The 24557-nt window shown below is 72.8% G+C and carries 17 protein-coding genes; 5 read left to right on the forward strand and 12 right to left on the reverse strand.

Annotated elements, in window-relative coordinates:
- Positions 1-11: 11 nt before the first annotated feature.
- The 3 genes from AC0QR5_RS04420 to ftsY all read right to left on the reverse strand — a co-directional run bounded on the left by AC0QR5_RS04420 (position 12) and on the right by ftsY (position 3014).
- Positions 12-350 (reverse strand): P-II family nitrogen regulator, encoded by a 339-nt coding sequence (locus AC0QR5_RS04420; RefSeq protein WP_329860796.1) that lies wholly within the window; start codon positions 348-350, stop codon positions 12-14.
- Positions 347-1654 (reverse strand): ammonium transporter, encoded by a 1308-nt coding sequence (locus tag AC0QR5_RS04425; protein WP_329860798.1) that lies wholly within the window; start codon positions 1652-1654, stop codon positions 347-349. The genes AC0QR5_RS04420 and AC0QR5_RS04425 overlap by 4 nt, the downstream gene beginning before the upstream one ends.
- A gap of 202 nt (positions 1655-1856) precedes the next feature.
- Positions 1857-3014: a signal recognition particle-docking protein FtsY gene (ftsY, locus tag AC0QR5_RS04430; RefSeq protein WP_430632962.1), complete on the reverse strand. Its 1158-nt coding sequence runs from the start codon at positions 3012-3014 to the stop codon at positions 1857-1859.
- 138 nt (positions 3015-3152) lie between these two features.
- On the opposite strand from ftsY, the gene AC0QR5_RS04435 reads away from it, so the two are divergent.
- Positions 3153-4367 carry an MFS transporter gene (locus AC0QR5_RS04435; protein WP_329860800.1) on the forward strand — a complete coding sequence of 405 codons (1215 nt, stop codon included), beginning with the start codon at positions 3153-3155 and terminating at the stop codon, positions 4365-4367.
- Here the strand turns inward: AC0QR5_RS04435 and smc are convergent.
- The gene (smc, locus tag AC0QR5_RS04440; RefSeq protein WP_329860802.1) at positions 4339-7980 is read right to left on the reverse strand and encodes a chromosome segregation protein SMC; all 3642 of its coding nucleotides are present in this window, start codon (positions 7978-7980) and stop codon (positions 4339-4341) included. The genes AC0QR5_RS04435 and smc overlap by 29 nt on opposite strands.
- A 225-nt stretch (positions 7981-8205) precedes the next feature.
- Between smc and AC0QR5_RS04445 the strand changes: the two genes are divergently transcribed.
- Genes AC0QR5_RS04445 through AC0QR5_RS04460 form a run of 4 tightly spaced genes read left to right on the forward strand, consistent with a single transcriptional unit; the run spans position 8206 to position 13647 of the window.
- Positions 8206-9231, forward strand: a complete 1026-nt coding sequence (locus tag AC0QR5_RS04445; protein ID WP_329860803.1) for a 3-oxoacyl-ACP synthase III — start codon at positions 8206-8208, stop codon at positions 9229-9231.
- Entirely contained in the window at positions 9225-11855 is a 2631-nt protein-coding gene (locus AC0QR5_RS04450; RefSeq protein ID WP_329860804.1) for an alpha/beta fold hydrolase, read from the forward strand. Before AC0QR5_RS04445 ends, AC0QR5_RS04450 begins: the two co-directional genes overlap by 7 nt.
- The gene (locus tag AC0QR5_RS04455) at positions 11852-12847 is read left to right on the forward strand and encodes an NAD-dependent epimerase/dehydratase family protein (RefSeq protein WP_329860806.1); all 996 of its coding nucleotides are present in this window, start codon (positions 11852-11854) and stop codon (positions 12845-12847) included. The genes AC0QR5_RS04450 and AC0QR5_RS04455 overlap by 4 nt, the downstream gene beginning before the upstream one ends.
- Positions 12835-13647 carry a serine hydrolase domain-containing protein gene (locus AC0QR5_RS04460; RefSeq protein ID WP_329860808.1) on the forward strand — a complete coding sequence of 271 codons (813 nt, stop codon included), beginning with the start codon at positions 12835-12837 and terminating at the stop codon, positions 13645-13647. Before AC0QR5_RS04455 ends, AC0QR5_RS04460 begins: the two co-directional genes overlap by 13 nt.
- Here AC0QR5_RS04460 and AC0QR5_RS04465 read toward each other — a convergent pair.
- The 8 genes from AC0QR5_RS04465 to wecB form a co-directional block, all read right to left on the reverse strand.
- Positions 13644-15788, reverse strand: a complete 2145-nt coding sequence (locus AC0QR5_RS04465; RefSeq protein WP_329860810.1) for a hypothetical protein — start codon at positions 15786-15788, stop codon at positions 13644-13646. The two genes, AC0QR5_RS04460 and AC0QR5_RS04465, sit on opposite strands and share 4 nt — an antisense overlap.
- On the reverse strand, positions 15785-17338 hold the full coding sequence (locus AC0QR5_RS04470; protein WP_329860811.1) for a glycosyltransferase family 4 protein: 1554 nt from the start codon (positions 17336-17338) through the stop codon (positions 15785-15787). Before AC0QR5_RS04470 ends, AC0QR5_RS04465 begins: the two co-directional genes overlap by 4 nt.
- Positions 17335-18342 carry a Gfo/Idh/MocA family oxidoreductase gene (locus AC0QR5_RS04475; RefSeq protein ID WP_329860812.1) on the reverse strand — a complete coding sequence of 336 codons (1008 nt, stop codon included), beginning with the start codon at positions 18340-18342 and terminating at the stop codon, positions 17335-17337. Before AC0QR5_RS04475 ends, AC0QR5_RS04470 begins: the two co-directional genes overlap by 4 nt.
- A complete protein-coding gene (locus AC0QR5_RS04480; protein WP_329860813.1) occupies positions 18339-19442 on the reverse strand; it encodes a DegT/DnrJ/EryC1/StrS family aminotransferase in 1104 nt (367 codons plus the stop codon). The genes AC0QR5_RS04475 and AC0QR5_RS04480 overlap by 4 nt, the downstream gene beginning before the upstream one ends.
- 6 nt (positions 19443-19448) lie before the next feature.
- Positions 19449-20057, reverse strand: coding sequence for an acyltransferase (locus AC0QR5_RS04485; RefSeq protein WP_329860814.1), 609 nt, complete (start codon positions 20055-20057; stop codon positions 19449-19451).
- Positions 20054-21358 (reverse strand): nucleotide sugar dehydrogenase, encoded by a 1305-nt coding sequence (locus AC0QR5_RS04490; protein ID WP_329860919.1) that lies wholly within the window; start codon positions 21356-21358, stop codon positions 20054-20056. Before AC0QR5_RS04490 ends, AC0QR5_RS04485 begins: the two co-directional genes overlap by 4 nt.
- 107 nt (positions 21359-21465) lie before the next feature.
- A complete protein-coding gene (locus AC0QR5_RS04495) occupies positions 21466-23283 on the reverse strand; it encodes a hypothetical protein (protein WP_329860815.1) in 1818 nt (605 codons plus the stop codon).
- Positions 23284-23353: 70 nt separating this feature from the next.
- Positions 23354-24496, reverse strand: coding sequence for a non-hydrolyzing UDP-N-acetylglucosamine 2-epimerase (gene wecB, locus AC0QR5_RS04500; protein WP_329860816.1), 1143 nt, complete (start codon positions 24494-24496; stop codon positions 23354-23356).
- Positions 24497-24557 lie beyond the last annotated feature (61 nt).

Raw genomic sequence — 24557 nt, forward strand, 5'->3', positions numbered from 1 at the left:
TGCGAGTGGTGTCAGAGGGCGGCGTCGCCGCGCTCACCGGTCCGGACGCGGACGGCTTCCTCGACGGCGGTCACCCAGACCTTGCCGTCACCGGCGCGGCCCGTGTTGGCCGTGGCGACCAGGACGTCGACGATGTCGCCGGCCCACTCGTCGCTCACGAGGACCTCGACGCGCGCCTTGGGCAGCAGGTCCACGGTGTACTCGGCGCCGCGGTAGACCTCGGTGTGGCCGCGCTGCCGGCCGTAGCCGCTGGCCTGGCTGACCGTCAATCCCTGGACCCCGTAGCTTTCCAGTGCCCCCCGGATGGCGTCGAGCTTGTCGGGGCGGACGATGGCTGTCACGAGCTTCATGCGTTGGCACCTTCCTTGGTGTGGGTCTTCAGGTGGCCGGAAGTGGCCGGGTGCGGGACGAACGTTCCGCTGGTTCCCAGTCCCCCGAACTCGTAGGCGGTCTCGGCGTGCTCGGTCAGGTCGACGCCCGTGGACTCGGACTCCTCGGTGACCCGGAAGCCGATGCTCTTGTGGATGGCGAGGCCGATGATGAGCGTCATCACCGCCGTGAAGGCCATGGAGACCACGGCCGCGACGGTCTGCGCACCGAGCTGGGCGAATCCGCCGCCGTAGAAGAGGCCGCCGCCTTCGCCCTCGACGGGCAGGGCGATGAAGCCGAGCGCCAGCGTGCCGACGAGCCCGGAGACCAGGTGGACGCCGACGACGTCGAGCGAGTCGTCGTAGCCCCACTTGTACTTCAGGCCCACGGCGAGGGCGGAGAGGATGCCGGAGACGATGCCGAGGCCGATCGCCCCGATGGGCGAGACGTTGGCGCAGGCCGGGGTGATGGCCACGAGGCCCGCGACGACGCCGGAGGCCGCGCCGAGGGAGGTGGGACGGCCGTCGCGGATGCGCTCGGTGACGACCCAGCCGAGCATCGCGGCGGACGGGGCGGCGAGGGTGTTGACCCAGATCAGGCCGGCCTCCTCGGCGCTGCCGGCGGCTCCGCCGTTGAAGCCGAACCAGCCGAACCACAGGAGCGCGGCGCCGAGCATGACGAACGGGATGTTGTGGGGGCGCTGGCCCGGGTCGCGGCCGAAGCCCTTGCGCTGGCCGATGATCAGTGCCAGGACGAGCGCGGCCACGCCGGCGTTGATGTGCACCACGGTGCCGCCGGCGAAGTCGATGGCCTCGCCGGCCCAGCTGCCGATGGCGCCGTCGGCCGAGAGCAGTCCGCCGCCCCAGACCCAGAACGCGAGCGGCGCGTAGACGAGGGTGACCCAGACGGGCACGAAGATGGACCAGGCGCCGAACTTGGCGCGGTCGGCGATGGCGCCGGAGATGAGCGCGACCGTGATGATCGCGAACGTCGCCCCGAAGCCGGCCCCGATGAGGTCCTCGGTGTCCAGCATGGCCTCCATGCCGAACTGCGTGAAGGGGTTGCCGAACAAGCCGCCGATGCTATCCCCGCCTCCGGCCATCGAGTGGCCCCAGAGGATCCAGACGACGCCCGTGATGCCCAAGGCGACGAAGCTCATCATCATCATGTTCAGTACGCTCTTCGCCCGCGTCATGCCGCCGTAGAAGAATGCCAGTGCCGGGGTCATCAACAGCACCATGGCTGCCGTGACCATCATCCAGACGTGACCTGCGGTCAGATCCATGTCCGTCCTCCTGTGTGTCCAGTGCGGGTTGCTCCCGCCTTGACACAACTTTGACCGGCCCATGTTTCGCCCGCCGCAGGTCCCCATTTCCCGCCGGTTACGGGAAAGGCGGCCACGTAAAAAGCACGTGGCCGCCATGTTTCGCCGATGTTTCACCGCCCCGGATCCCGGTTCCCCTCCCCCTGGGGCGGCGCCCGCGGCGTCAGTCCAGCAGGGCGTCGACAAACGCCTCGGCGTCGAACGGTGCCAGGTCGTCGGGCCCCTCGCCCAGTCCCACGAGCTTGACCGGGACGCCGAGCTGGCGCTGGATGGCCACGACGATGCCGCCCTTGGCGGTGCCGTCGAGCTTGGTCAGGACGATGCCCGTGACCTTGACGACCTCCGAGAACACGCGGGCCTGGTTCAGCCCGTTCTGGCCCGTCGTCGCGTCGAGGACGAGCAGGACCTCATCGACCTGCGCCTGCTTCTCGATGACGCGCTTGATCTTCCCGAGCTCGTCCATGAGCCCGACCTTGTTCTGCAGGCGCCCGGCGGTGTCGACCATGACGACGTCGACCTCCTGCTCGATGCCGGCCTTGACCGCCTCGAAGGCCACGGACGCGGGGTCCGCGCCGTCGACGTCGGACTTCACGGTGGGCACACCGACGCGGGCGCCCCACGTCGCGAGCTGTTCGGCGGCCGCCGCACGGAACGTGTCCGCGGCGCCGAGCAGCACGTCCTTGTCCTGGGCGACGAGCACGCGGGCGATCTTGCCGATCGTCGTGGTCTTGCCGACGCCGTTGACCCCGACGACCAGGACGATGCTGGGCCGCTCGCCCTGGCGCGTATCCACGAGCGCGCGGTCCATCCCGGGATCGACGAGCTTCACGAGTTCCCCGCGCAGCAGCGCCCGCACGGCCTCGGGATCGCGGTGCCCCTCGACCTTGACGCGCTCGCGCAGCGCGTCGACGAGCTCCATCGTGGGCTCGGTTCCGAGATCCGCCAACAGCAGCGTCTCCTCGATCTCGTCCCAGACGTCCTCGTCGATCCTGTCCTGGGACAACAGGGCGAGCAGGCCCTTGCCGAGAGCGTTGTTCGACTTGACGAGCCGCGAGCGGAGCCGGGCGAGGCGCCCGAGGACCGGTGCCGGGGTCTCGACCGGGACGACGACGGTGCCGGCGCCCTCGTCCGCGACGTCGCCGGGGGCTTCCCCGCCGGGGGCCGCGCCCGTGGGGGCCTCCTGGGCGGGGGCGGTCCCCGGGCGCTCCTCGACGAGCGTTCCGCCGGGCGGGGCGTCGTCCGGATCGCGCGTGGTCGTGTAGGTCCCGGGGGGCGTCTTGCGCCCGCGGAACAGGAAGAAGGCGCCGACGCCCAGGAACAGGACCAGGGCGACGACAAGGGCAATGAGCAGCGGATCGATAGGCACGCCCCTAGCTTAGCGACCACGTGCCACGGTGCCGTGTGGGCCGCGACGACGGCGGCGCCGCGCCCCCGTGGCCACGGATAGACTCGGGGTGCCATGGCTGACTCCCCCACCGCCGCCGGGACGCTGCCGCGCGTTCCCGGCGAGATCAAGGTCCTCATCTGCGCGGCGTTCGTGATCGCCATCGGCTTCGGGCTGATCGCCCCGGTCCTGCCGCAGTTCGCCCGCAGCTTCGACGTCGGCATCGTGGCGGCGGGCTTCATCGTGTCCGTGTTCGCGGTGACGCGGCTGGCCTTCGCGCCGGCCAGCGGCCGGATGACGGACCGGCTCGGCGAACCCGTGGTCTACGTCGGGGGCGTCCTCGTGGTCGCGGTGTCGACGCTCTTGTGCGCCGTCGCGGACGGTTATGTCCAGCTCCTCTTCTTCCGCGCCCTGGGCGGGATCGGGTCGACGATGTTCACGGTCTCCGCCATGGCGCTCATCACGCGGCTCGCCCCGCCGCAGATCCGCGGACGGATCTCCGGCTACTACGCCACCGCGTTCCTGACCGGGAACATCGCGGGCCCCGTCCTCGGCGGCCTCGTCGCGGGCTTCGGCTACCGCCTGCCCTTCTTCATCTACGGCGGAGCGCTCGTGGTCGCGGCGGCGATCGTCTACTTCTCGCTCCTGGGCGTCGGCGGGCGGCGCCGGGCGCGGACCACGGACCTGAGGCCGAAGCTCGGCTTCCGGGCCGCCCTCGCCTCGCCCGTCTACCGCGCGTGCCTCGCCTCCGGCTTCGCCAACGGGTGGTCGACCTTCGGCGTCCGCGTCGCCCTCGTGCCCTTGTTCGCCGTGCAGACCTTCAGCAACGGCGTGGCGATCGCGGGGATCTCGCTGGCCCTCTTCGCCGCGGGGAACGCCGCGACGCTCGGGCTCGGCGGCCGGCTGGCGGATACCTGGGGCCGGCGCGGCCCCGTCCTGGCGGGCCTGGCCACGGCATCAATCGCGACCCTCTTGTTCGGGTTCGCGGACACCGTCCCCCTGTTCATCGCCCTCTCCGTGCTGGCCGGAGCCGGGACCGGTCTGATGAACCCGGCCCAGCAGGCGGCCGTCGCCGACGTCGTGGGGCAGGACCACCAGGGTGGCCAGGCGCTGGCCGGCTTCCAGATGGCCACGGATCTCGGCGCCATTGCCGGACCGGTTGCCGCGGGCCTCCTCGCCGACGCCTACGGCTACGGCTGGGCCTTCGCCGCCACGGGGCTCGTCGGGCTGCTCGGCACGGCCACCTGGCTCGGCGTCCCGCCTAGCCGGAGCGCTCCAGCCGCTGGCTGATCACCATCGACACGCCGTCGCCGCGCATCGAGACCCCGTAGAGCGCGTCGGCGACCTGCATGGTCCGCTTCTGGTGCGTGATGACGATCAGCTGGCTCGACTCGCGCAGCTCCTCGAAGATCGTGATGAGCCGCCCCAGGTTGGTGTCGTCGAGCGCGGCCTCGACCTCGTCCATGACGTAGAACGGCGACGGCCGGGCCTTGAAGATCGCCACGAGGAGGGCCACCGCGGTCAGGGAGCGCTCACCGCCGGAGAGCAGCGAAAGGCGCTTGATCTTCTTCCCCGCCGGCCGGGCCTCGACCTCGATGCCGGTGTTCAGCATGTCCTCCGGGTCGGTCAGCACGAGCCGGCCCTCGCCGCCCGGGAACAGGCGGGCGAACACCCGCTCGAACTGCACGGCGGTGTCGGCGAAGGCCTCGGTGAAGACCTGCTCGACCCGCTCGTCGACGTCGCGGATGATGTCCAGGAGGTCCTTGCGGCTGGACTTGAGGTCCTCGAGCTGTCCGGAGAGGAACTTGTGCCGCTCCTCGAGCGCCGCGAACTCCTCGAGCGCGAGCGGATTCACCTTGCCCAGCGAGGCGAGCTCGCGCTCGGCCTTCCGCAGCCGCTTCTCCTGCTCAGCGCGGTCGAACGGCACGCCGGCCGCCACGGGCCGGCCCTCGTCGTCGACCTCCTGCCGCAGCGCCGCCCACTTGTCCGCGCCCTCCTCGGGCACGGGCACCGGGACGTCGGGCCCGTAGCCGGCGACGAGGTGGTCGGCGGTCAGGCCGAGTTCCTCGACGGCGCGGTTCTCGAGGGCCTCGATGCGCAGGCGCTGCTGCGTGCGCGCGAGCTCGTCGCGGTGCACGGAATCGGTCAGCCGCGCGAGCTCCGCGGTGAGCTCCGCGGATTCCGCGCGCGCGGAGGCCAGCTGCTCCTCGATGCTGCGCCGCTCCTCGTCGGCGGCGTCCCGGGCGGCGGCCGCGCCGCGCAGGGAGGCCTCGAGCCAGGCGCCCACTCGCGCGGCGCCGTCTTCGACCGCCCGGGCGGCTGCGGCCTGCCGCTCGCGCCGCTCGGCACGGCGCCGCGCGGCCTCGCGCGCGGCGCGCTCGGTGGCCGCGGCCCGCCGGAGTGACTCGATCCGGCCCCCGAGCGCCTTCTCCTGTTCCTGGGCGGCCCGCAGGGCGAGCCGTGCCTCGAGCTCGGCCGACCGTGCCGTCGCGGCCCCGGCCATGAGCGCGTCGCGCCGCCCGCTCGAGGGATCGGCCTCGGCGGGGGCGTTGTTCGCGGCGTCGAGCCGCTCGCCCGCCTCCTTCAGTGCCGCGAGCTCGCGGGCGAGCTGCTCCTCGGCCGCCGCGGCCTGGCCCGCGAGGCGCTCCTGCTCGGCCGTGGACTGCCGCAGCTCCGAGCCCAGCCGGCCCAGGCGCTCGGCAACGGCCGAGATCCGGGCGTCGGATTCGTGCAGCCGTTCCAGCGCGGCGTCGGCCGCCTCGGCCGCCGCGTCCCGCGCGGCGGCGGCGCGGGCCTTCTCGAAGCGCAGGCGCTCGGCATCGCGTTCCACCTCGCCCAGGCGTGCCTCGGTCTCGTCGATCGCAGCCTGCTGCTCGATCGTCGAGGGCGCGTTCGGCGTGCCGCCCGCCGCGCTCGCCGCGGTATAGACGTCACCGTCCCGGGTCACGGCGGTCCAGCCCGGATCCGCGGCCAGGACCGCCACCGCATCGGCCGATGTCTCGACGAACGCCGTGCGGCCGAGGAGCCGCCGGACCGCGTTCCCGTACGACGCCGGTGCCTCCACGAGCCCCGCGGCTCCCCTCCCGGGGGCTGGCGGACCGGGCGGCGTTCCGACCGCGCCCCCCGTGGCGGTCGCGGCGTCGGCCGGCGCCTCCCCTGCCCCGGGGTCCATGCCCGGGCCGGTTCCCTCCCCGGCCGGGGCGACGAGGAGGCTCGCCCGTCCGGCGTCGTCCTGCTTGAGGGTGGCGAGCAGCTCCGCGGCCCGGCCCAGCCCGGCGACGGCGAGTCCCTCGGCCAGCGGGCCGAGGGCCGCGGCGACGGCGGCCTCCCAGCCCTTCTCGACGCCGAGCGACTCGGCGACCCGGCCCAGGACGCCCTCGGCGCCCTCGAGGTCCCGGCTCGCGTCCCGCCGGTGCAGGGACTGCCGCAGCGCCTCCAGCCGTGCCGCGAGCGCGCCGCGGGCGGCCTGCTGCTCGGCGTCGAGGCGGTTCAGGCGCTCGAGCCCGGCCTCGGCGGCATCGAGCCTGCCGGCGGCGTCCTCGTAGGCCTGGTCCAGGCCCTCTTCGCCCTCCTCGACGCCCGCGGCCTGCTGCTCCAGCAGCGTGTACTCCTCCTGGGCCGAGCGGCTCCGCGCCGCGGCCTCCTCGCGCGCCGTCCGGAGACGCCCGAGCTCGCCCTCGGCGGCCTCGGCACGGCTCCGGGCGGCGCCGACCTGTCCCGCAAGCCGGGCGAGGCCCTCGCGGCGGTCGGCGACGGCGCGCAGCAGGGCCGTGAGCGCCTTGTCCTCTTCGGCCGCGGCCGCCTCGGCGGCAGCGCGCGCGGACTCCGCGGCAGCCAGCGCCTCGGCGCGACGGGCGGCGTCGTCCCGGGCCTGCCGGAGCTCCGAACCGAGGCGCTCCGCCTGCTCTTCAAGCCGGTCCGGGTCGCGCGCGCCGTCGGCCGGCTGCTGGTCCGCGGTGCCGAGCAGGCGGGCCCTTTCGGCGGCGAGCGCGGCGAGCGATCGGTAGCGCTCGCGGACGGAGCCGAGGCCGTAGTAGGTGTCGCGGGCCGCGTTGCCCGCCGGGACGGCGCGGGCGGCCTCGAGCTCGAGCGAGGCCAGCCGGTGCCGCGCCCCCTCCAGCGCGCGGCCGACCTCCTCCTGGCGCTGTTTGAGGGCCTGCTCGTCGGCGACCTCCTGTTCGAGGGCCGTGCGGAGCGTGACGAGGTCGTCTGCGAGGAGGCGCGCGCGGGCGTCGCGGACGTCGAACTGGATGCCCTGGGCCCGCCGGGCGACCTCCGCCTGGCGTCCGAGGGGCGTCAGCTGGCGGCGCAGCTCGCCCGTGAGGTCCTGGAGCCGGGCGAGGTTCGCCTGCATCGCCTCGAGCTTCCGGACCGTCTTCTCCTTGCGGCGGCGGTGCTTGAGGATGCCGGCCGCCTCCTCCACGAAGCCGCGCCGGTCCTCGGCGGTGGCGTGGAGCACCCGGTCGAGCTGACCCTGGCCGACGATCACGTGCATCTCGCGGCCGAGGCCCGAATCGGAGAGCAGCTCCTGGATGTCGAGCAGGCGGCACGACTCCCCGTTGATGGCGTACTCGGATCCCCCCGAGCGGAAGAGCGTGCGGGAGATCGTCACCTCGGAGTAGTCGATCGGCAGCGCGCCGTCCGCGTTGTCGATGGTGAGGGACACGTGGGCCCGGCCCAGCGGGGCGCGCCCGGAGGTGCCCGCGAAGATCACGTCCTCCATCTTGCCCCCGCGCAGGGTCTTGGCGCCCTGCTCCCCCATGACCCAGGCGAGCGCGTCCACGACATTGGACTTGCCCGAGCCGTTCGGTCCGACGACGGCCGTCACGCCGGGCTCGAACTCGAACGTGGTGGCCGACGCGAAGGACTTGAATCCTCGGACGGTCAGGGACTTCAGGTGCACGGTTCGCTCTCGGGACTCGGGGACGCATCGGGGCGATGCTGACGGGTGTTCCCCCTAATCTACTGCCGTGGACGCCGGGCGGGGTGGCGCGCCGTGCCGTGAACATGCCTGCCGGGGAATGTGCGGGCAGGCGCGTCGGACGTGCATAGTTAAGGGTTGAGGCGTGGTGAAAGACGGCGGGGCGCAGCTAGCGCTCCGGATGAATCGACTGGACGAAGGTAGAGATTGAGCGGAAATGCGACGTTCCGGCACCAGAACGCGGCGATCCTGTCCGTCACCAGCGTCGAGGCGCCGGTGGTGGTCACGTCCGCGGAGTTCGACCGTCGGCTCGAACCCAGCCTGAAGCGCCTCCGCCTGTCCAAGCGCCTGCTCGAGCGGGTCGCGGGCGTGAGCGAGCGCCGCTGGTGGCCCGCGGGGACCGGCTTCGACGACGCGGCGACCGAGGCGGGCGCCAAGGCCCTCGCCGAGGCCGGGGTGGAGGCCTCCCAGGTCGGGCTGCTGATCAACACCTCGGTGACGCGGCGGAACCTCGAACCCTCCGTGGCCGTGAAGATCCACAACGGCCTCGGGCTCCCCTCCTCCGCCCTCAACTTCGACCTGGCCAACGCGTGCCTGGGCTTCGTCAACGGCATGACGCTCGCCGCGAACATGATCGACTCCGGTCAGATCGGCTACGCCCTCATCGTCGCCGGCGAGGACTCGCGGATCGCCCAGGAACCGACGTTCGACCGCCTCAACCGGAATGATTCCACGCGCGAGGACTACCTGCGCGAGTTCGCGACCCTGACCCTCGGTTCCGGGGCGGCCGCCGCGGTGATCGGCCCGGCGGACGACCATCCCGGATCACACCGCATCCTCGGCGGCGTCTCGCGCGCCGGAACGCAGCACCACGAGCTGTGCGTGGGCGGTCCCGACGGCATGCACACGGACACCAAGGGGCTCCTGGACAACGGCCTCGAGCTCGTCGTGGACGCGTGGAACGAGGCGCACTCGACGGGCTGGGATTGGCGCGGCATGGACCGCTACGTCACGCACCAGGTCTCCAATTCCTACACCAACGCCATCATCAAGGCCGTGGACCTCGTCCGCGAGCGCGTGCCGATCACGTTCCCCAAGTGGGGCAACGTCGGCCCGGCCTCGCTCCCGATGACCCTCGCCCAGGAGGCGGGCACGCTGAACCCCGGCGACCGCGTGCTGTGCATGGGCGTCGGCTCCGGCCTCAACACGGCCATGATGGAGCTCGCGTGGTAGCAGCGCCCACGGCCGGCCCCTGGCCCGGCGTCGATCCGGCCTGGTCCCGGATCGTCGAGGTCCCCTCCACCGCGGCGGCTTCCGGCGGCCCGGCGGGCGGGCGCTCGCACCGCTGGCACGTGCTCGATAACCTCGAGCAACTGCGCGCACGGGGCGTCGAGCCTGCCGGCACGCTCTTGTGCGTCCACGGCAATCCCACGTGGTCCTACCTGTGGCGTTCCCTCCTCGCCGCCGGCACCGACGCCGCCCGGCCCTGGCGCGTCGTGGCCGTCGACCAGCTCGACATGGGGTTCTCCGAGCGCACCGGGGCCTTCCGGCGCCTGGCCGACCGCGTCGCCGACCTCTCCGACCTCACCGCCGCGCTGGGACTCGAGGGGCCCGTCGTCACCGCCGGGCACGACTGGGGCGGCCTCGTCTCGCTCGGTTGGGCCCTGCGCCACCGGGAGCAGCTGGCCGGCGTCGTCCTGACCAACACGGCCGTGCACCCGGCGGGCTACGACGTGCCGGCGGTCCTCCGTCCCGCCCTGCATCCGGCGCTGCACCGCTGGGGCACCACAACGAGCACCGCGTTCCTCGACGTCACCCATGCCCTGGCCAGCCCGCGGCTCGAACCGGCGGTTCGGCGCGCCTACCTGGCCCCCTACCGCACGGCGGCACGCCGCGAGGGGGTCGGACGTTTCGTCTCCGACATCCCGGCGGCGCCGGGCCATCCCAGCTGGGCGGCCCTCGAGGAGATCGCCGGGGGCGTGCGCTCGCTCGACGTGCCGGCCCTGCTCCTCTGGGGCCCCCGCGACCCGGTCTTTTCCGACCGCTACCTCCGCGACCTCATGGACCGCCTCCCGCACGCCGACGTCCACCGCTTCGAGGGCGCCGGCCACCTGCTGATCGAGGACCGGGACCTCGGCACGCCCGTGTTCGAGTGGCTGGCGGTCTCCGCCCCGGCTCCCGCGGCACCGGGGGGCCCCGGCGTCGTCCCGGACTACGTCCCGATGACCGCGGAGCTCGACGCCCGGCGCTCGGAGGCGGGCACCGCCGTCGTCGACATGACTCCCGAGGGCCCCGTGTCCCTCGACTGGGCCGGCCTGGTCCGCCGCGTGGACCATCTAGCCGCTGGACTGCGCGCCGCCGGCGTCCGGCCCGGCGACCGCGTCAGCCTCCTCGTCCCGCCCGGGATCGAGCTGACGAGCCTCATCTACGCCTGCCTGAGGCTCGGCGCCGTCATCGTCGTGGCCGACGCGGGCCTGGGGACACGGGGCCTCGGCCGCGCGATCACGGGTGCCGGCCCCGCCTACCTCGTCGGCATCGACCGCGCCCTGGCCGGCGCACGGGCCCTCGGCTGGCCCGGCCGCCGGATCGGGCTCGGGAGCCCTTCGTCCGCCAAGCGCCGCCTGCTCGGGATCGAGCACACGCTCGGTGAGCTCCTCGAGTCCGGAGCGCGGGAGGAGTCCGCCAGCGGCAGACTCGACTTCGACGTTCCCGCCCCGGACGCGGACGCGGCCGTGCTGTTCACCTCGGGCTCCACGGGACCGGCCAAGGGCGTCGTCTACACGCACCGCCGGCTCGCCGCCATGCGGGACACGCTCAAGGACGGCTACGGGATCCGCGAGGGCGAGGGACTCGTCGCCGGCTTCGCCCCCTTCGCCCTCCTCGGCCCCGCGCTGGGGGCCACGTCGGTGACCCCCGACATGGACGTCACCGCTCCGCGTACCCTCACGGCCTCGGCCCTGGCCGAGGCCGCCGCGGCCATCGACGCGACGATCGTCTTCGCCTCTCCCGCCGCGCTGGCCAATGTCCAGGCCACCGCCGACGGCCTCGACGCGGCCGGCCGGGAGGCGCTCGGCCGGGTCCGCCTGCTCCTCTCCGCCGGGGCCCCGATCCCCGAGCCGCTCCTGGCGCGGCTGCAGCCGCTTGTGCCCGCGGCGGCGCTCCACACGCCGTACGGCATGACGGAGGCCCTGCCCGTCACCGACATCGACCTCGCCGGCATCCGGGCCGCCGGCCAGGGCAACGGCGTCTGCGTCGGCCGGCCCCTCCCCGGCGTCGCGGTCGCGGTCGCGGGACTCGACGACGCCGGGCGCGCCACCGGGGAATCAACCACCGTTCCCGGGACCACGGGCGAGGTCCTCGTCGCGGCCCCGCACGTCAAGGAGCGCTACGACCGGCTCTGGCACACCGAGCGGGCCGCCTCGTCCCTGCCGGGCTGGCACCGCACGGGCGACGTCGGGCACCTCGACGCCGAGGGACGGCTCTGGATCGAGGGACGCCTCGGACACGTCCTCACGACCGCCTCCGGGGTCCGGACCCCCGTCGCCGCCGAGCAGCACGCGGAAGCGGTGCCGGAGGTGGCTCGCGCCGCCGTCGTCGGGGTGGGACCGGCGGGCGCCCAGGTGCCCGTCGCCGTCGTCGAGACGACGCCGCCCGCCCCCCGGCCTGGATTGGCGCCGGGTGACCTCACCCGCAGCGTCCGCGCCGCGGTCGCGAACGGTACCGGGCTCGAGCTTGCCGCCGTGCTCGCCGTGCCCTCGCTGCCGACCGACATCCGCCACAACTCCAAGATCGACCGCACGGCGCTCGCCGCGTGGAGCGGGAAGGCCCTCGGCGGCGGCGGGATCGGCACGCCGTGAGGGTCCTCGTCACCGGAGCCAGCGGGCTGCTCGGAGGCTCGGTGGCGCGCGTCCTTGCCGACCGGGGCGACGACGTCACGGTGTTCCAGCGCCGGCCGGCGGGACTCGACGGCCCCGCCGAGGTCCTCGGATCGCTCGAGGACCCGCGCGCCGTCGCCCGGGCGGTCTCCGGGCAGGAGGCCGTCGTCCACCTCGCGGCCAGGGTCTCCGTCTCCGGGCCGTGGGACGAATACCGGCGGATCAACATCGAGGGCACGCGCACGCTCCTGGCCGCGGCCCGCGACGCGGGTGCCTCGGGCATGGTGTTCGTCTCCTCGCCCTCGGTCGCCCATGCGGGGCACTCCATCGCCGGCGGCGGGGCCGGACCGGCGGATCCGGAACGGGCCCGGGGGAACTACGCACGCTCCAAGGCCGCCGCCGAGCAACTGGCCCTGGCCGCCGATTCCGGCGGCTTCCGCGTCGCGGCGATCCGGCCGCACATCGTCTGGGGACCCGGCGACACCCAGCTCGTGGAGCGGGTCCTCGCCCGGGCCGCGGCGGGCCGGTTGCCGCTGCTGGACGGCGGGCGGGCGCTCATCGACACGAGCTACCTGGACAACGCGGTCGACGGGATCGTGCGCTGCCTCGACCGCCTGGACGCCGCCCACGGGCGTGCCCTCGTCCTGACCAACGGGGAGCCCCGTCCGGTCGGCGAGCTCATCGCCGAGATCTGCCGGGCCGGCGGTGTTCCCGTGCCCGTGCGCAGCGTGCCCGGCTGGCTCGCCCGCGGCGCGGGCTCCGTCATCGAACGCGTCTGGGATGCGGCGGGATCCCGGGGCTGGGTGCGCGACGAGCCGCCGATGACGCGCTTCCTCGCGGAACAGCTCTCCACGGCGCACTGGTTCGACCAGCGCACGACGCGCGAGGTCCTGGACTGGACGCCGCGGATCGGCATCGAGGAGGGCTACGCCCGCCTGGCCCGCCACTACGAAGGGAAGACATGGACGCGCTGAACCTCATCGACGGCTGGCCCGTCGACCACGCCGCGGCCGGCGTCGTCGCCGCGGACGGGACCGTCCTGGCCCGCCGCGGGCCCACCACCGAGCCGTTCCGGCTGGCCTCCGTCACCAAGCTCCTGAGCTCCTACGCCGTGCTCGTGGCAGTCGAGGAGGGCGCTCTCGAGTACGCGACGCCGGCCGGTCCCGAGGGGGCGAGCGTGCGGCACCTGATGGCCCACACGGGCGGCTACGACTTCGCCTCCGAGACCGTCCGCTTCGCCCCCGGCGCCCGGCGGCTGTACTCCAACACGGGCTTCGACGCCCTCGCCGCCGCCGTCGAGGAGGCCACCGGGATCGGATTCGCGCAGTACCTGGCCGAGGCCGTGTTCGAGCCGCTCGGGATGGCGTCCTCCGCCCTCCGGGGTTCCGCGGCCGCCGACGGCGTCTCGACGGTGGATGACCTGCTGCGCTTCGCCGCCGAGCTCCAGTCCCCCACGCTCGTGGCGCCGCAGACGCTGGCGGAGGCCACGAGCGTGCAGTACCCGGGGACGGCCGGCGTCCTGCCGGGCTTCGGCCGGCAGGCCCGGAACGACTGGGGCCTCGGCTTCGAGCTCAAGGCGGAGAAGACGCCGCACTGGACGGGCTCGCGGAACTCTCCCGCCACGTTCGGCCACTTCGGCCAGTCGGGGACCTTCCTCTGGGTCGACCCCGCGGCCGGGCTCGCGTGCGTGGCGCTGGCCGATCGTGACTTCGGTCCGTGGGCGGCCGAGGCCTGGCCGGCGCTCAGCGACGCGGTGCTGGCCCGGAACGACTAGGCGTCGCCCGGTCGAAGCGCCCGGGCGGCTTCGGCGAGGCGCGCTCTCCACGAGTGCGCCCCACGCACCGCGTCGAAGTCGACGTCCTGCCGCTCGGAGAGTCCAACCACGGCCTCGGCGATCTCCTCCGCTTCCCGCCCGCACGCGGTCCCGATGCCGTTCTCCTCCACGAACGGGGCGATGGCGGAGTCCCGGTAGGTCAGGATCGGGAACCCCCGTTCGATCATGCTCATGGTCTTGTACGGAAAGCTGAAGGAGGCATAGCTGCTCTCGAGCAGGACGACGCCGAGACAGCGCTCCGTCTCGGGCAGGTAGAACTCGAGGTCCCCGTGGAGGACACGCACCCGGGGATCGTCGGTGAGTCCCGCGTGCCCGAGCGCGGCGGCGAGCGCCGGCGCCTCGTCCCTGCGGACGAGGAAATCGAAGACGTACCCCTCGCGCGGCAGGAGCGCCAGGGCCGACAGGTAGCCGGGCATCGAATAGAGCGTGCCGATCCCGCCCGCGTAGAGCAAGGTGACGCCCGGACCGCTCGGGGCGATGGCGGCGGCGTCGACGACGTTCTCCCGGGCCACGGCCGGGGGCAGGGGGATCCAGGGAACGTCCGGGTGCGGGTGTCCCTGCAGCAGGCCCAGGAATCCCCGCATCGACGCGGTGCTGGGTGCGGCCAGCAGGTCGGCCTGACCACCGACGTGTCCGAGCTCTCGAAGGCCCCGCTCGCGCAGGTTCCCGGCCTCGCCGGCGCCGGCGCCGTCCATGCCGAGCTCGTCGTCGAGCCAATGCAGGTCCCGGACGAACCACAGCGAGCGGCCGCCGGCGGCTCGGAACTCGGGAAGGAATCCGCCCAGTTCCCGCATGACCTCGTCATGCGGGATGGGGGACGTCGAGTTCTCGCCGTAGAACAGTCCGGCGGGCCGGCCGGCGGCGAAGGCGGCACGGAGGGCGCCCACGCGCCGGCGGAACTGCCCGGGGTCGGAGAGCAGGCGGACCGTTGGCCCCTCCGCTTCCATGGCCGCGGCCATGTTGCGGATGCGCTGCGGCCGGGCACCGTTGGAGCGGTCCTGCAGGGGGGCGGCCGCGAAGTACACGTTGACGGGGCCATCGTCCTGAAGCCCGGCCAGTTCCTCGTAGCCCGGCACCACCTGGCGGCCGGCGGCGTGGAGCAGCCGCTCCCCGAAGCCCTGGCCGGCCGGGACTGCGGCCTGCTCGTCCGTGGCAGCGTCCGGCCGCTGGCCGTTCACGGCGTCGCCGGCGTCCTGCCCGAAGGCCGCGAGCGAGTCGTTCACGAGTCCCAGAAGGGCCGTACCGCGGGCCCGCTGCGCGAAACCCGTCGCCCGCCCCACGTACTCCATCGAGATCGTGTTCTCCGCGAAGACCCGGTCCCAGTCGTGCCGCAGCGCCGCCAGGACGGCCCCGGTGTGTGGAGAACTGCCCACGAGGACGACGTGCGTGGCCCCGGCCAGCCGGGACTTCAGGGTGCGTTGCAGGTCCCGTCGGCCCTCGAGGCTGCGGCGCCCGTAAAGTGCCGACATGCCCAGGGACGTCGTCTCGGCTCCCTGATTCCCCACGATCCGGCCGAGCGCGCTGGTCACGACCTCGAGCCGCTCCGCATCCATGTCATCCGGGTGGATCAGGGCGACCCGTGCCCGCTCGGCCCCCCGATCAAGGACGGGGACGTCGGGCAAGACGGGGTAGGGCATCAACAGATGGGCCGCGCGGGAGCCCTTGATGCACGCCTTGTCCATCTCCCACTCGTCTTCCAGCAGCAAACGGTCCGCCGCGGCCAGCAGCCGGTTCAGGGCCGCCGCCCGCGGGCCGGAGCTGGCAGAGAAGTCGAGCTCGCGCCTCCACACGAGCGGCAGGAACGTCCGCTCGATGTGGGTGGCCGCGAAGGCCCCGGCCGAGGCGCCGGAGCTCAGCACCAGGTCGATGCCTTCCGCCTCCATGAACCGGGTGAAGTACGCGGTGGCCAGATGGGACGCGCCGAGCCTCGGGTTCTGCAGCCAGGTGGGGGCGGGCGAACCGCCGGCCATCCACCATCCGCCGGTGTTGAAGGCATGCACCGTGTGCCCCTCGCGAATCAGCGAGCCGACCACCATTCCGTCGGCCGGTCCGGGCTCGTCGATGAAGATCAGGAACTTCACGTCCGCCCTCCGGTCTTCGACGGGGCCATGCCCATGAGCTCCAGTTCCCGCTCGACCGACGCCGCCTGCCCGGATTGGGCCGATGCCCGTCGGTAGGCGGCCTCGGACATCCTCTGGAACAGCCCGGGATCGTCCATGAGGCCCACGATGCCGACCGCAAGCGCCGTCCCGTCCTCGGCCGGCGCCAGCACGGCGCAATCGCCGTCGACGAACTCGGGGACGGCGGCAACGAGGTTGGTCGCCGGCACGAGCCCCGAGGCCATTCCCTCGTCCCGGGAGACGCCTTGGGAGTCGAGGCGCGTGGGGACCAGAAGGATCCCGTGGTCCTTGTGCAGGGCCGCGATCTCCTCCTGGGAGGCGAAGCGGCGCTGGATGTCCACGCGGGGGTCGTCCCCGAAGGCGTCGAAGAATTCGTCGAAGTAGCGTCCATCGCCGATCACGGTGACGCTCGTCCGCTCCCAGTGAGGTGAGCGTGAGAGCTCCCGCAGGCACTGCACCGCGATGTCGCTGCCGTAGTTCCGGTTGGCCGCGCTACGGACCCAGAGCAGCCTGAAGCGCTGCTCGGGCGGCTTCGGAACGTAGGAGAACAGTCGCGTGTCGACGACGTTGTGCAGCACATGGGACTTCGCCGCCGGGAAGGCGACCTCCATGTCGTCTGAGGCCGCGCGCCGCAGCCATTCGGAGACGAACACGTAGTTGGCCGGGCCGTGGGGGTGGGCGACGACGTCCTGCCAGAATCGTTGGAGTTCCAGGGTGCGCTGGATGTGGCGGTCGAAATGGCGTGCCGGCGCGATGTTGAAGATGCGCCTGATCCAGTGGCAGCACTCATAGCCGTGGAGGAAGACGTGCAGCTTGAGCCGAGGAAGCGCCGGAACGAGCCAGGACCACATCTGGGCGTTGAGGAAGTGGACGCTCACTCCCGCGTACTCCGTGGCCGCGAGGACGGCCCCGAGCTCGGGGCCCTTGCCGGAGAGCACCCGCACGCCGTCGTAGGCGTAGATCCTCTGCTCCAGCGCGGGACCGATGATGACCACGTCGACGGCGGCGCCCACGGACTGGTAGTGCTTGACGCGGCGGTGGACGAACCCGTTGCCGTACTCGTTCCCGACGTCCGGATAGGCGTTGCTGACCACGAGATGGCGTTCCCGCGCGTCGTCCTCCCTTTGGCCCCGGACGTATTCTGCGGCCAGCTCGGCGGCGTGCGCTCCGTCCTCGTCGTCCTCGATCGCCCGCGCATCCCAGGCCTGCCGACCCGCCTCCCGAAGGGCCGCCGAGCGCTGCCCCTTGAGGTAGGCGTTCTCGAGGGCCAGGAAGGTGATCACCTCGTCGTTCGTGTAGCTCGCGCCGACGAGTGCGGGATCGACCAGATCGGCGGCCGCGGGCCCCGGCACCTGACGTGGCCCGGTCGGCACGGCGCCCGCCGGGGGCAGCGCGGACGCGGGGACGGCATCCAGGAACCGCAGGAGCCGGCGTCGCAGTCCGCTCTTGAGCCGGCGCGGCAGAAGGCGGGACACGGTCGTGCGCAACGCGCCGTTCGGTGTGGGGTTCATGCGCCGGTTCCCTCCGTGGCGATCTCGACGACGCGGCGGGTCTCCGCGGAACGGAGGACGGCCTCCGCAACGGCCAGCGTGGCGACGCCCTCGCCCAGGCCGACGATGCCGGTCGCGTCGCCGTTCACGGCGCGGACGAAGGCCTCGAGTTCGATCCTGAGCGGCTCGGCCTTGGGGAAGGCCAGCCGGATGACCCGGCCCTCGCTGACCCCGCGGGAGATCGCGATTGCGTCCCACTCGGTCTTGACCACCCCGTTCTCATGCAGGGTCAGGTCCGTCGCGACGGTATCGGCGACCAGTGTCCCTCCCTCCCCCGTGACGACGACGATGCGCTCCTTGAAGGGCGATAGCCAGTTGACGACGTGGTTGACGGCCGTCTTGTCGGCGAGCGCACCCGTGGCCGCCATCAGGTCCTCGTGACTGCGTCCGGTGGCGCGGGCCGTGTGCCCGGCGACCCAGGCGTACGGTGAGCCACCCAGCCAGGCCGTCAGGTCGATGTCGTGTGTTCCCAGGTCCTTGACGACGCCGACGTCCGCGATCCGGCCCGGGAAGGGGCCCTGGCGGCGGGTGGCGATTTGGACGACGCGGCCGATTTCTCCGGCCGCCAGCTGGCGCTTGAGCTCCTGAACCGCGGGGTTGAAGCGTTCGATGTGGCCGACGGCGCCGACAAGTCCCGCCTGCTCGAACGCGGTCCTGAGCCGGCGCCCTTCGTCGACGCCGGCGGCCACGGGCTTCTCGAAGAGCGTGTGCACCCCGGCCTCCGCGAGGCGAAGTCCGACCTGTTCGTGCAGGCCCGTCGGCACGGCGCAGACCGCCGCGTCGATGCCGTGGGCGATCAGGCCCTCGACGTCCGGATGGAGCGGGACGCCCGGGGCCGCCTGGTGGACGTCGCCGGTGGCGTCGGCGACGGCGACGAGTTCGACGCCGTCCAGGGCGCGGAGGACCCGGGCGTGGTGTCGGCCCATCATGCCGAGCCCGACGAGCCCGACCCTCAGGGGCGTCATGCGCCGGCCCGTGCGACGGTGTTGACGGCCCCGGCGATGCGTTCAAGGTCGCCATCGTCCAGGGACGGGTGGACCGGGAGGGACAGGACCTGGGCCGCGGCCGCGGCCGTGTGAGGCAGCTCGGCGGAGACCCGGAAGGAGGGCAGCTGGTGCGTCGGAACCGGGTAGTACACCCCCGAGCCGACGCCGTGCTCCTCCTTGAGCGCCGCGACGAAGCGGTCCCGGTCCCCGGCGGACGCGCCGTCCAAACGGATCGTGTACTGGTGGTAGACGTGGGTGGCGCCCTCGGTCACCCGTGGCGTTCCCACGCCCTCGAGGTGGGCATCGAGGTAGGCGGCGTTGGCCCTGCGGCTCGCCGTCCAGTCCCGGAGGCGTTCAAGCTGCACTCGGCCGATGGCTGCGTGCAGATCGGTCATCCGGTTGTTGAACCCGACGAGTTCGTTCCGGTACTGGGCTTCCATCCCCTGGTTCCGCAGGAGCCGGAGTCGACGCTGGATCCCCGGGTCCGCGACGCCGACCATTCCGCCTTCCCCGCTGGTCATGTTCTTCGTCGGGTACAGGCTGAAGACGCCCCACGCACCGAACGTCCCCACGGGCTGGCCGCGCCAGGAGGCGCCGTGGGCCTGGGCCGCATCCTCGAAGATCTCCAGGCCGTGCAGAACGGCGAGGCGGAGCAACGCGTCCATGTCCGCCGGCTGTCCGTAGAGGTGCACGGGCATGATGGCGCGGGTGCGTTGGGTGACGAGCGAGGCGGCATGATGCGCGTCGAGGCAGTAGGTGGCGGGGTCGATGTCGGCGAAGACCGGCGTGGCCCCGGTCAGGGCCACGGCGTTGGCGGTGGCGGCGAAGGTGAACGACGGGACGATGACCTCGTCGCCCGGTCCGATCCCGGAGGCCAGGAGCCCCAGGTGCAGGCCGGAGGTCCCGGAGTTGACGGCCACCGCAGGGCGGCCGTCGAGCAGTTCGGCGGAGAACTCCTCCTCGAACGCCGCGACCTCCGGTCCCTGGGCGATCATGCCGGACCGGAGCACGCGGTCGACGGCGGTGCGTTCGGCGTCCCCGATGACGGGCTTGGCCACCGGGATGAAGTCGTGGTTCATGGGCCCTTAGTCCTCCTGGCTCTCTTCGATGAGGACGCCGTCGACTTCGCGGTAGGCGGCTCCCGTGTCGGGGCAGCGGAAGACGGCGCCGTCCTGGATCAGGGGCCGGCCGGCGCGACCGACCCAGCCCCGGCGTCGGGCGGGGACTCCGGCGACGAGGGCGAAGTCGGGGACGTCGGAGGCGACGACCGCTCCGGCGGCGACCATGGCCCACCGGCCGATCCTCACGGGGGCGATGCAGACGGCCCGGGCGCCGATCGAGCACCCGTCGCCGAGTTCCACGCCGACGGCCTCCCAGTCGTCGGCGGTCTTCAGCGACCCGTCGGGCGCGACCGCCCGCGGAAAGGTGTCGTTCGTGAGCACGGCAGCGGGACCGATGAACACGCCGTCGCCGACCACCGCCGGCTCGTAGACGAGCGCGTGGTTCTGTACCTTGCAGCGTCGGCCCATCCTCACGCCGGAACCGATGTAGGCCCCCCGTCCGATGATGCACTCCTCGCCGATGACGGCGCCTTCGCGGACCTGGGCGAGGTGCCAGATCCGGGTTCCCGCACCGATCTCCACTCCGTCGGCGATGTCGGCGCCGGGCGCTGCGGAGAATCCGCCGGTGCTCACGAGGCGTCGCCCGGCGCGGTGCCGATGCTCCGGACGGTCACGCCGGGCCAGAGCGCGGGGTCAAGCACCCGACGCCCGTCGACGATGGTCCGCACGCCGGGCAGCTCGCCGGGCGTGAGCCCGCGGTATCCGGCGTGGTCGGTCTGGACGATGGCGGCGTCGACCTCCCCGCCCAGGTGGTAGGGCTCCAACCCCAGGGCGCGCAGTTCGTCGTCGTCGTAGAGCGGATCGTGGACGCCCACGCGGGCGCCCTCGGCGGCGAGCGCCTCGACGACCGGGAAGACGCCGGAGAACGCGGTCTCCTTGACGCCGCCGCGGTAGGCGGCGCCGAGCACGACGACGTGCTGTCCGGAGAGGGAGCCGTGGGCTTCGGCCAGGAGTCCGACGGCGTAGGCCGGCATCTGCGCGTTGGCCTCCCGGGCGGCGCGGACGATCGAGGCGTCGGGGTCGTTCCAGAGGTAGAGGCGCGGGTAGACGGGGATGCAGTGTCCGCCCACGGCAATGCCCGGCCGGTGGATGTGGCTGTAGGGCTGGGAGTTGCTCGCCTCGATGACCTGGTGGACGTCGATGCCCTGGGCGGCGGCGAAGCGCGCGAACTGGTTGGCCAGGCCGATGTTGACGTCGCGGTAGGTCGTCTCGGCGAGCTTGGCCAGCTCGGCGGCCTCGGCGCTGCCCAGGTCCCAGACGCCGTTCGGCCGCGGCAGTTCGGGCCGTTCGTCGAAGTCCAGGACGCGGTTGTAGAAGTCCACGGCACGCTCGGCCCCGGTCGCGTCGAGGCCCCCGACGAGCTTGGGGTACTTGCGCAGATCCGCGAAGACCCGCCCGGTCAGGACGCGCTCGGGCGAGAAGGCGACGTGGAAGTCACGTCCGGCCTCGAGGCCGGAACCGTCCTCGAGCATCGGCGTCCACCGGCCCCGCGTGGTTCCCACGGGCAGGGTGGTCTCGTAGGAGACCAGGGTCCCGGGCGTCAGGTGCCGGGCGAGCTCCCGAGTGGCCCCGTCCATCGCGGCGAAGTCGGGGCGGGCCTCGGAGTCGACGAAGAGGGGGACCACGACGACGACGGCGTCGGCGCCCGGTACCGCCTCCGCGTAGTCGGTGGTCGCGGTCAGCAGGCCGGCGGACACGGCGTCTGCCAGCCGTTGCCCCAGTCCCGCCTCGCCCGGGAACGGCTCGCGCCCGGCTGCGACGCTCGCGACAACGCGGGAATCGACGTCGACCCCGGTCACGTGGTGTCCCTTGGAAGCGAACTGCACCGCGAGCGGGAGCCCGATCTTGCCCAGGGCGATGACGGCGATCTTCACGGGTGGTTGTCCGTTCTTCTCGTGCGCCGATCGGCGCGAGGGCATGGCGTTGACCACAGTGTAGCCATGCGGGGGCGCGCCGGCGTCGCTTGGCGCGCTGGCGGCGCTCAGAGGTCCAGCCAGGCCCGCGATAGCCACACGTCGGCGGCGTAGATGCGCCAGAAGTACTTCACCATCTCCATCCGGTTCATCCCCTCCGGCACGGCCAGGTTGCCGGCCGCTGCCAGGATCAGGGCCTCGAAGACGTCATCGCTCAGGAGCGAGGCGAAAACCGGGGCGCGGTCGCTGCCGAGGATCTCCGTGGCCAGCTGCACCGCGAGCGTCGTCGAGAACTCGGAGGGCCGACGCGGTCCGGACGGCGCGGGAGCCTCGACGGGCGGCAGCGGCGTCGAACGCGCCTCGTACAGGGCGCCCGAGTACGCCTCGTCCTTGCCACCGGACTCGAACCGCCAGGTGGACCGGTCCAGCGGGAGCCCGAGGACCTCGGGCCAGATCCGGCCGAGCGCACCGAACAGAGCCTTCTCGGAGACCTTCTCGAGCATGCTGAGGGTGTCGCACACGTCCGCGACCTGGGCGTCGCTGATCGGATAGGCGAGCTGCCCGTCGCGCGAGTAGTGGGCCACATGCGCCTGCAGGTAGCGACCGGAACGGAACTGCCGCGCGAACAGGTAGAGCTTCTCGAGGTCGCTGGACGCCTGCACGTCGGCGAGCCAGCCGCGCAGCATCTCGTCGTGCGGCGCCCGGGCGGAGGCGTTCAACAACGCGCCGCCCTGCTTGAGCACCCGGTCCTCGACGCCCTCGGGCGTGTAGCGCATGCGCTTGGCCAGGCCGCCCTTGGTGAGCGGCCACTGGCCGAGCATGATCGCCTCTCCGGGGCGGCGCGGATCGGCCCCCCGGTAGCGGGACGTATGGGGTTCCGAGGGCGGCAGGCCGCCGGATTCGAAGACGGTCCGGCCCACCTGATCGGCGAGGGCGTCCCCGGCCGCCAGCTCCGGGATCTCGACGCTGTGGGGCGTCCCCGTCATCGCGGTCATCGTCCGGGCCAGCTGCACGTCGCCGTCGATTTCCTGGCCGTAGGTCAGGGCCCGGACCTCGATGTCCCGGCCCCGCAGCAGGCCGAGCAGCAGGCGGGAATCCTTGCCGCCGCTCATCCGCAATTGGAGCGGGCGGCCCTCGAGCGAGGCCTGGCTGCGGTCCATGGCGGATTGGAGCGCATCGGCCAGCGCCTCGGCGCCCTCCTCGACGCTGTGCCGGGAAGCCAGGGATCCCGTGAGCCCCGCCGGGAGGTCGACGAGCCGGGGCTCTCCTCCCCGGACGGCCAGGGCGCGGTCCGCCGGGATGGTGCGCACTCCGGTGAACGGGGTGAGCCCGCTGATGGAGTAGCCGAAGTGCAGGTATTCGGAGAGGTAGCCCAGGTCCAGCTGCACGGCGGACCGGACGCCGGACACGAGGCCCAGGGCCGCCAGGAGCGGCCGGTTGCTGATGAAGACATAGTCGTCGGCCACCGCGTAGTGGATGGCTTCGAGGGCGGGGACGGTGTTCCACGCGGTGACCCGGTCGAGGTAGCGTTCGCCGACGACGGTCGCGTACTGGCCCCACACGGGCGTCTCGTAGAGCAGCCGTCCGCCCCGCAGCGTGAGGCTCTGGAGCAGCTCGGCTCCCGCGTCGGTTCCGGCGGTGACGGTCCAGAGGTCGCCCTGCGTCCGCACGCGCTCCGGCTCGCCCGTGCGCGTCCAGCTCAGGACAGCGGCGGTCCCCTGGCCCGCCGTGGAGCTGATCCGCGGCTCGTCGCCGTAGGCCGGGCCCAGGAAGCGGGAGTATCCCTCGGCGATGCGTGCCAGCCGGTCCTGATTGCGCTGGGGCACCAGCTGGCCCTCGAAGGACGAGCGGTCGAGCCGGGGAATGGCAACGAGGAACTCGGACATGGATTCTCCCTTGGGGGTGGACGGTGTCCGGCGCGGCGGCGGGCCTCAGCCGCCGCCGCGCCGGCGCGGGCTAGGCTCCGTAATCGGGCAGTCGGCTTCCCACGCCCAGGAGCTGGGCGATGGCGGCCACGGTGCGCTGCGCGGCCTTGCCGTCGCCATACGGGTTCACGGCATTGGCCATGGCCTCGTACGCGGCGGTGTCGTCCAGCAACGTCGAGACCTCGGCGACGACACGCTCCTCGTCGGTGCCGATGAGCTTCACGGTCCCGGCGGTCACGGCCTCGGGACGCTCGGTGTTCTCGCGCATCACCAGGACGGGCTTGCCGAGCCCGGGCGCTTCCTCCTGCACTCCCCCGGAGTCGGTCAGCACGACGTCGGAGGCGGCCAGGAGGCGGGTGAACTCGCCATAGGCGAGCGGCTCCGTGACCGTCACGTTGCCCTTGCCCTCCAGGAACGGGAGCACGGCCTCGCGCACCACGGGGTTCTTGTGGGCGGGAAGGACGAAGTCGACATCGGGGTAGGAGTCGGCGAGCCGGCCCAGGGCGCGGCCGACGCCGCGCATGGCCTCGCCCTGGTTTTCGCGGCGATGGGTGGTCACGAGCACCAGCCGGCGGCCGTTGGCGGCGATCTCCTCCAACGCGGCGTCGCTGAACGGCACGTTCTTCTCGACGACGTCGAAGAGCGCGTCGATGACCGTGTTTCCGGTCACGCAGACGTCCTCCGGGGTGACGGCCTCGCGCAGGAGGTTGTCGCGGCTCGTCGTCGTGGGCGCCAGGTGGAGGCTGGAGATCTGCGAGGTCATCTTCCGGTTGGCCTCCTCGGGGAACGGGGAGAACAGGTCGAAGCTGCGCAGGCCGGCCTCGACGTGCACCACGGGAATGCCCCGGTAGAAGGCCGCGATCGCACCGGCCGTGGAAGTCGTCGTGTCACCCTGGACGATCACCGCGTCGGGCTTCTCCTGCTCGAACAACGCGTCGAGCCCGTCGATCGTGCGGGTCATGACGCCGTTGAGGGTCTGGCGTGGCTGGATGATGTTCAAATCGTGGTCCGGAGTGATGCCGAACAGCTCATTGACCTGGTCCAGCATCTCGCGGTGCTGTCCCGTCACGGTCACGATGCACTCGAATTCCTCGGAGGCCTCGAGGGCCTTGACGATCGGGGCCATCTTGATGGCCTCCGGCCGCGTGCCGTAGATGGGCATGATCTTGAGCATTGACTACCTCTACTCGGTCGCTTGCGGGGAAATCAGCGGGTCCCCGCCGCGCGGCGGGCGT

Source organism: Arthrobacter sp. J156 (genome assembly GCF_056172865.1).

Bases quoted from the DNA above. Each gene is read 5' to 3' on its own strand.
- AC0QR5_RS04420 (WP_329860796.1), bottom strand. From the start codon at position 350: ATGAAGCTCGTGACAGCCATCGTCCGCCCCGACAAGCTCGACGCCATC.
- AC0QR5_RS04425 (WP_329860798.1), bottom strand. From the start codon at position 1,654: ATGGATCTGACCGCAGGTCACGTCTGGATGATGGTCACGGCAGCCATG.
- AC0QR5_RS04435 (WP_329860800.1), top strand. From the start codon at position 3,153: ATGGCTGACTCCCCCACCGCCGCCGGGACGCTGCCGCGCGTTCCCGGC.
- AC0QR5_RS04460 (WP_329860808.1), top strand. From the start codon at position 12,835: ATGGACGCGCTGAACCTCATCGACGGCTGGCCCGTCGACCACGCCGCG.
- AC0QR5_RS04470 (WP_329860811.1), bottom strand. From the start codon at position 17,338: ATGAACCCCACACCGAACGGCGCGTTGCGCACGACCGTGTCCCGCCTT.
- AC0QR5_RS04475 (WP_329860812.1), bottom strand. From the start codon at position 18,342: ATGACGCCCCTGAGGGTCGGGCTCGTCGGGCTCGGCATGATGGGCCGA.
- AC0QR5_RS04480 (WP_329860813.1), bottom strand. From the start codon at position 19,442: ATGAACCACGACTTCATCCCGGTGGCCAAGCCCGTCATCGGGGACGCC.
- AC0QR5_RS04495 (WP_329860815.1), bottom strand. From the start codon at position 23,283: ATGTCCGAGTTCCTCGTTGCCATTCCCCGGCTCGACCGCTCGTCCTTC.
- wecB (WP_329860816.1), bottom strand. From the start codon at position 24,496: ATGCTCAAGATCATGCCCATCTACGGCACGCGGCCGGAGGCCATCAAG.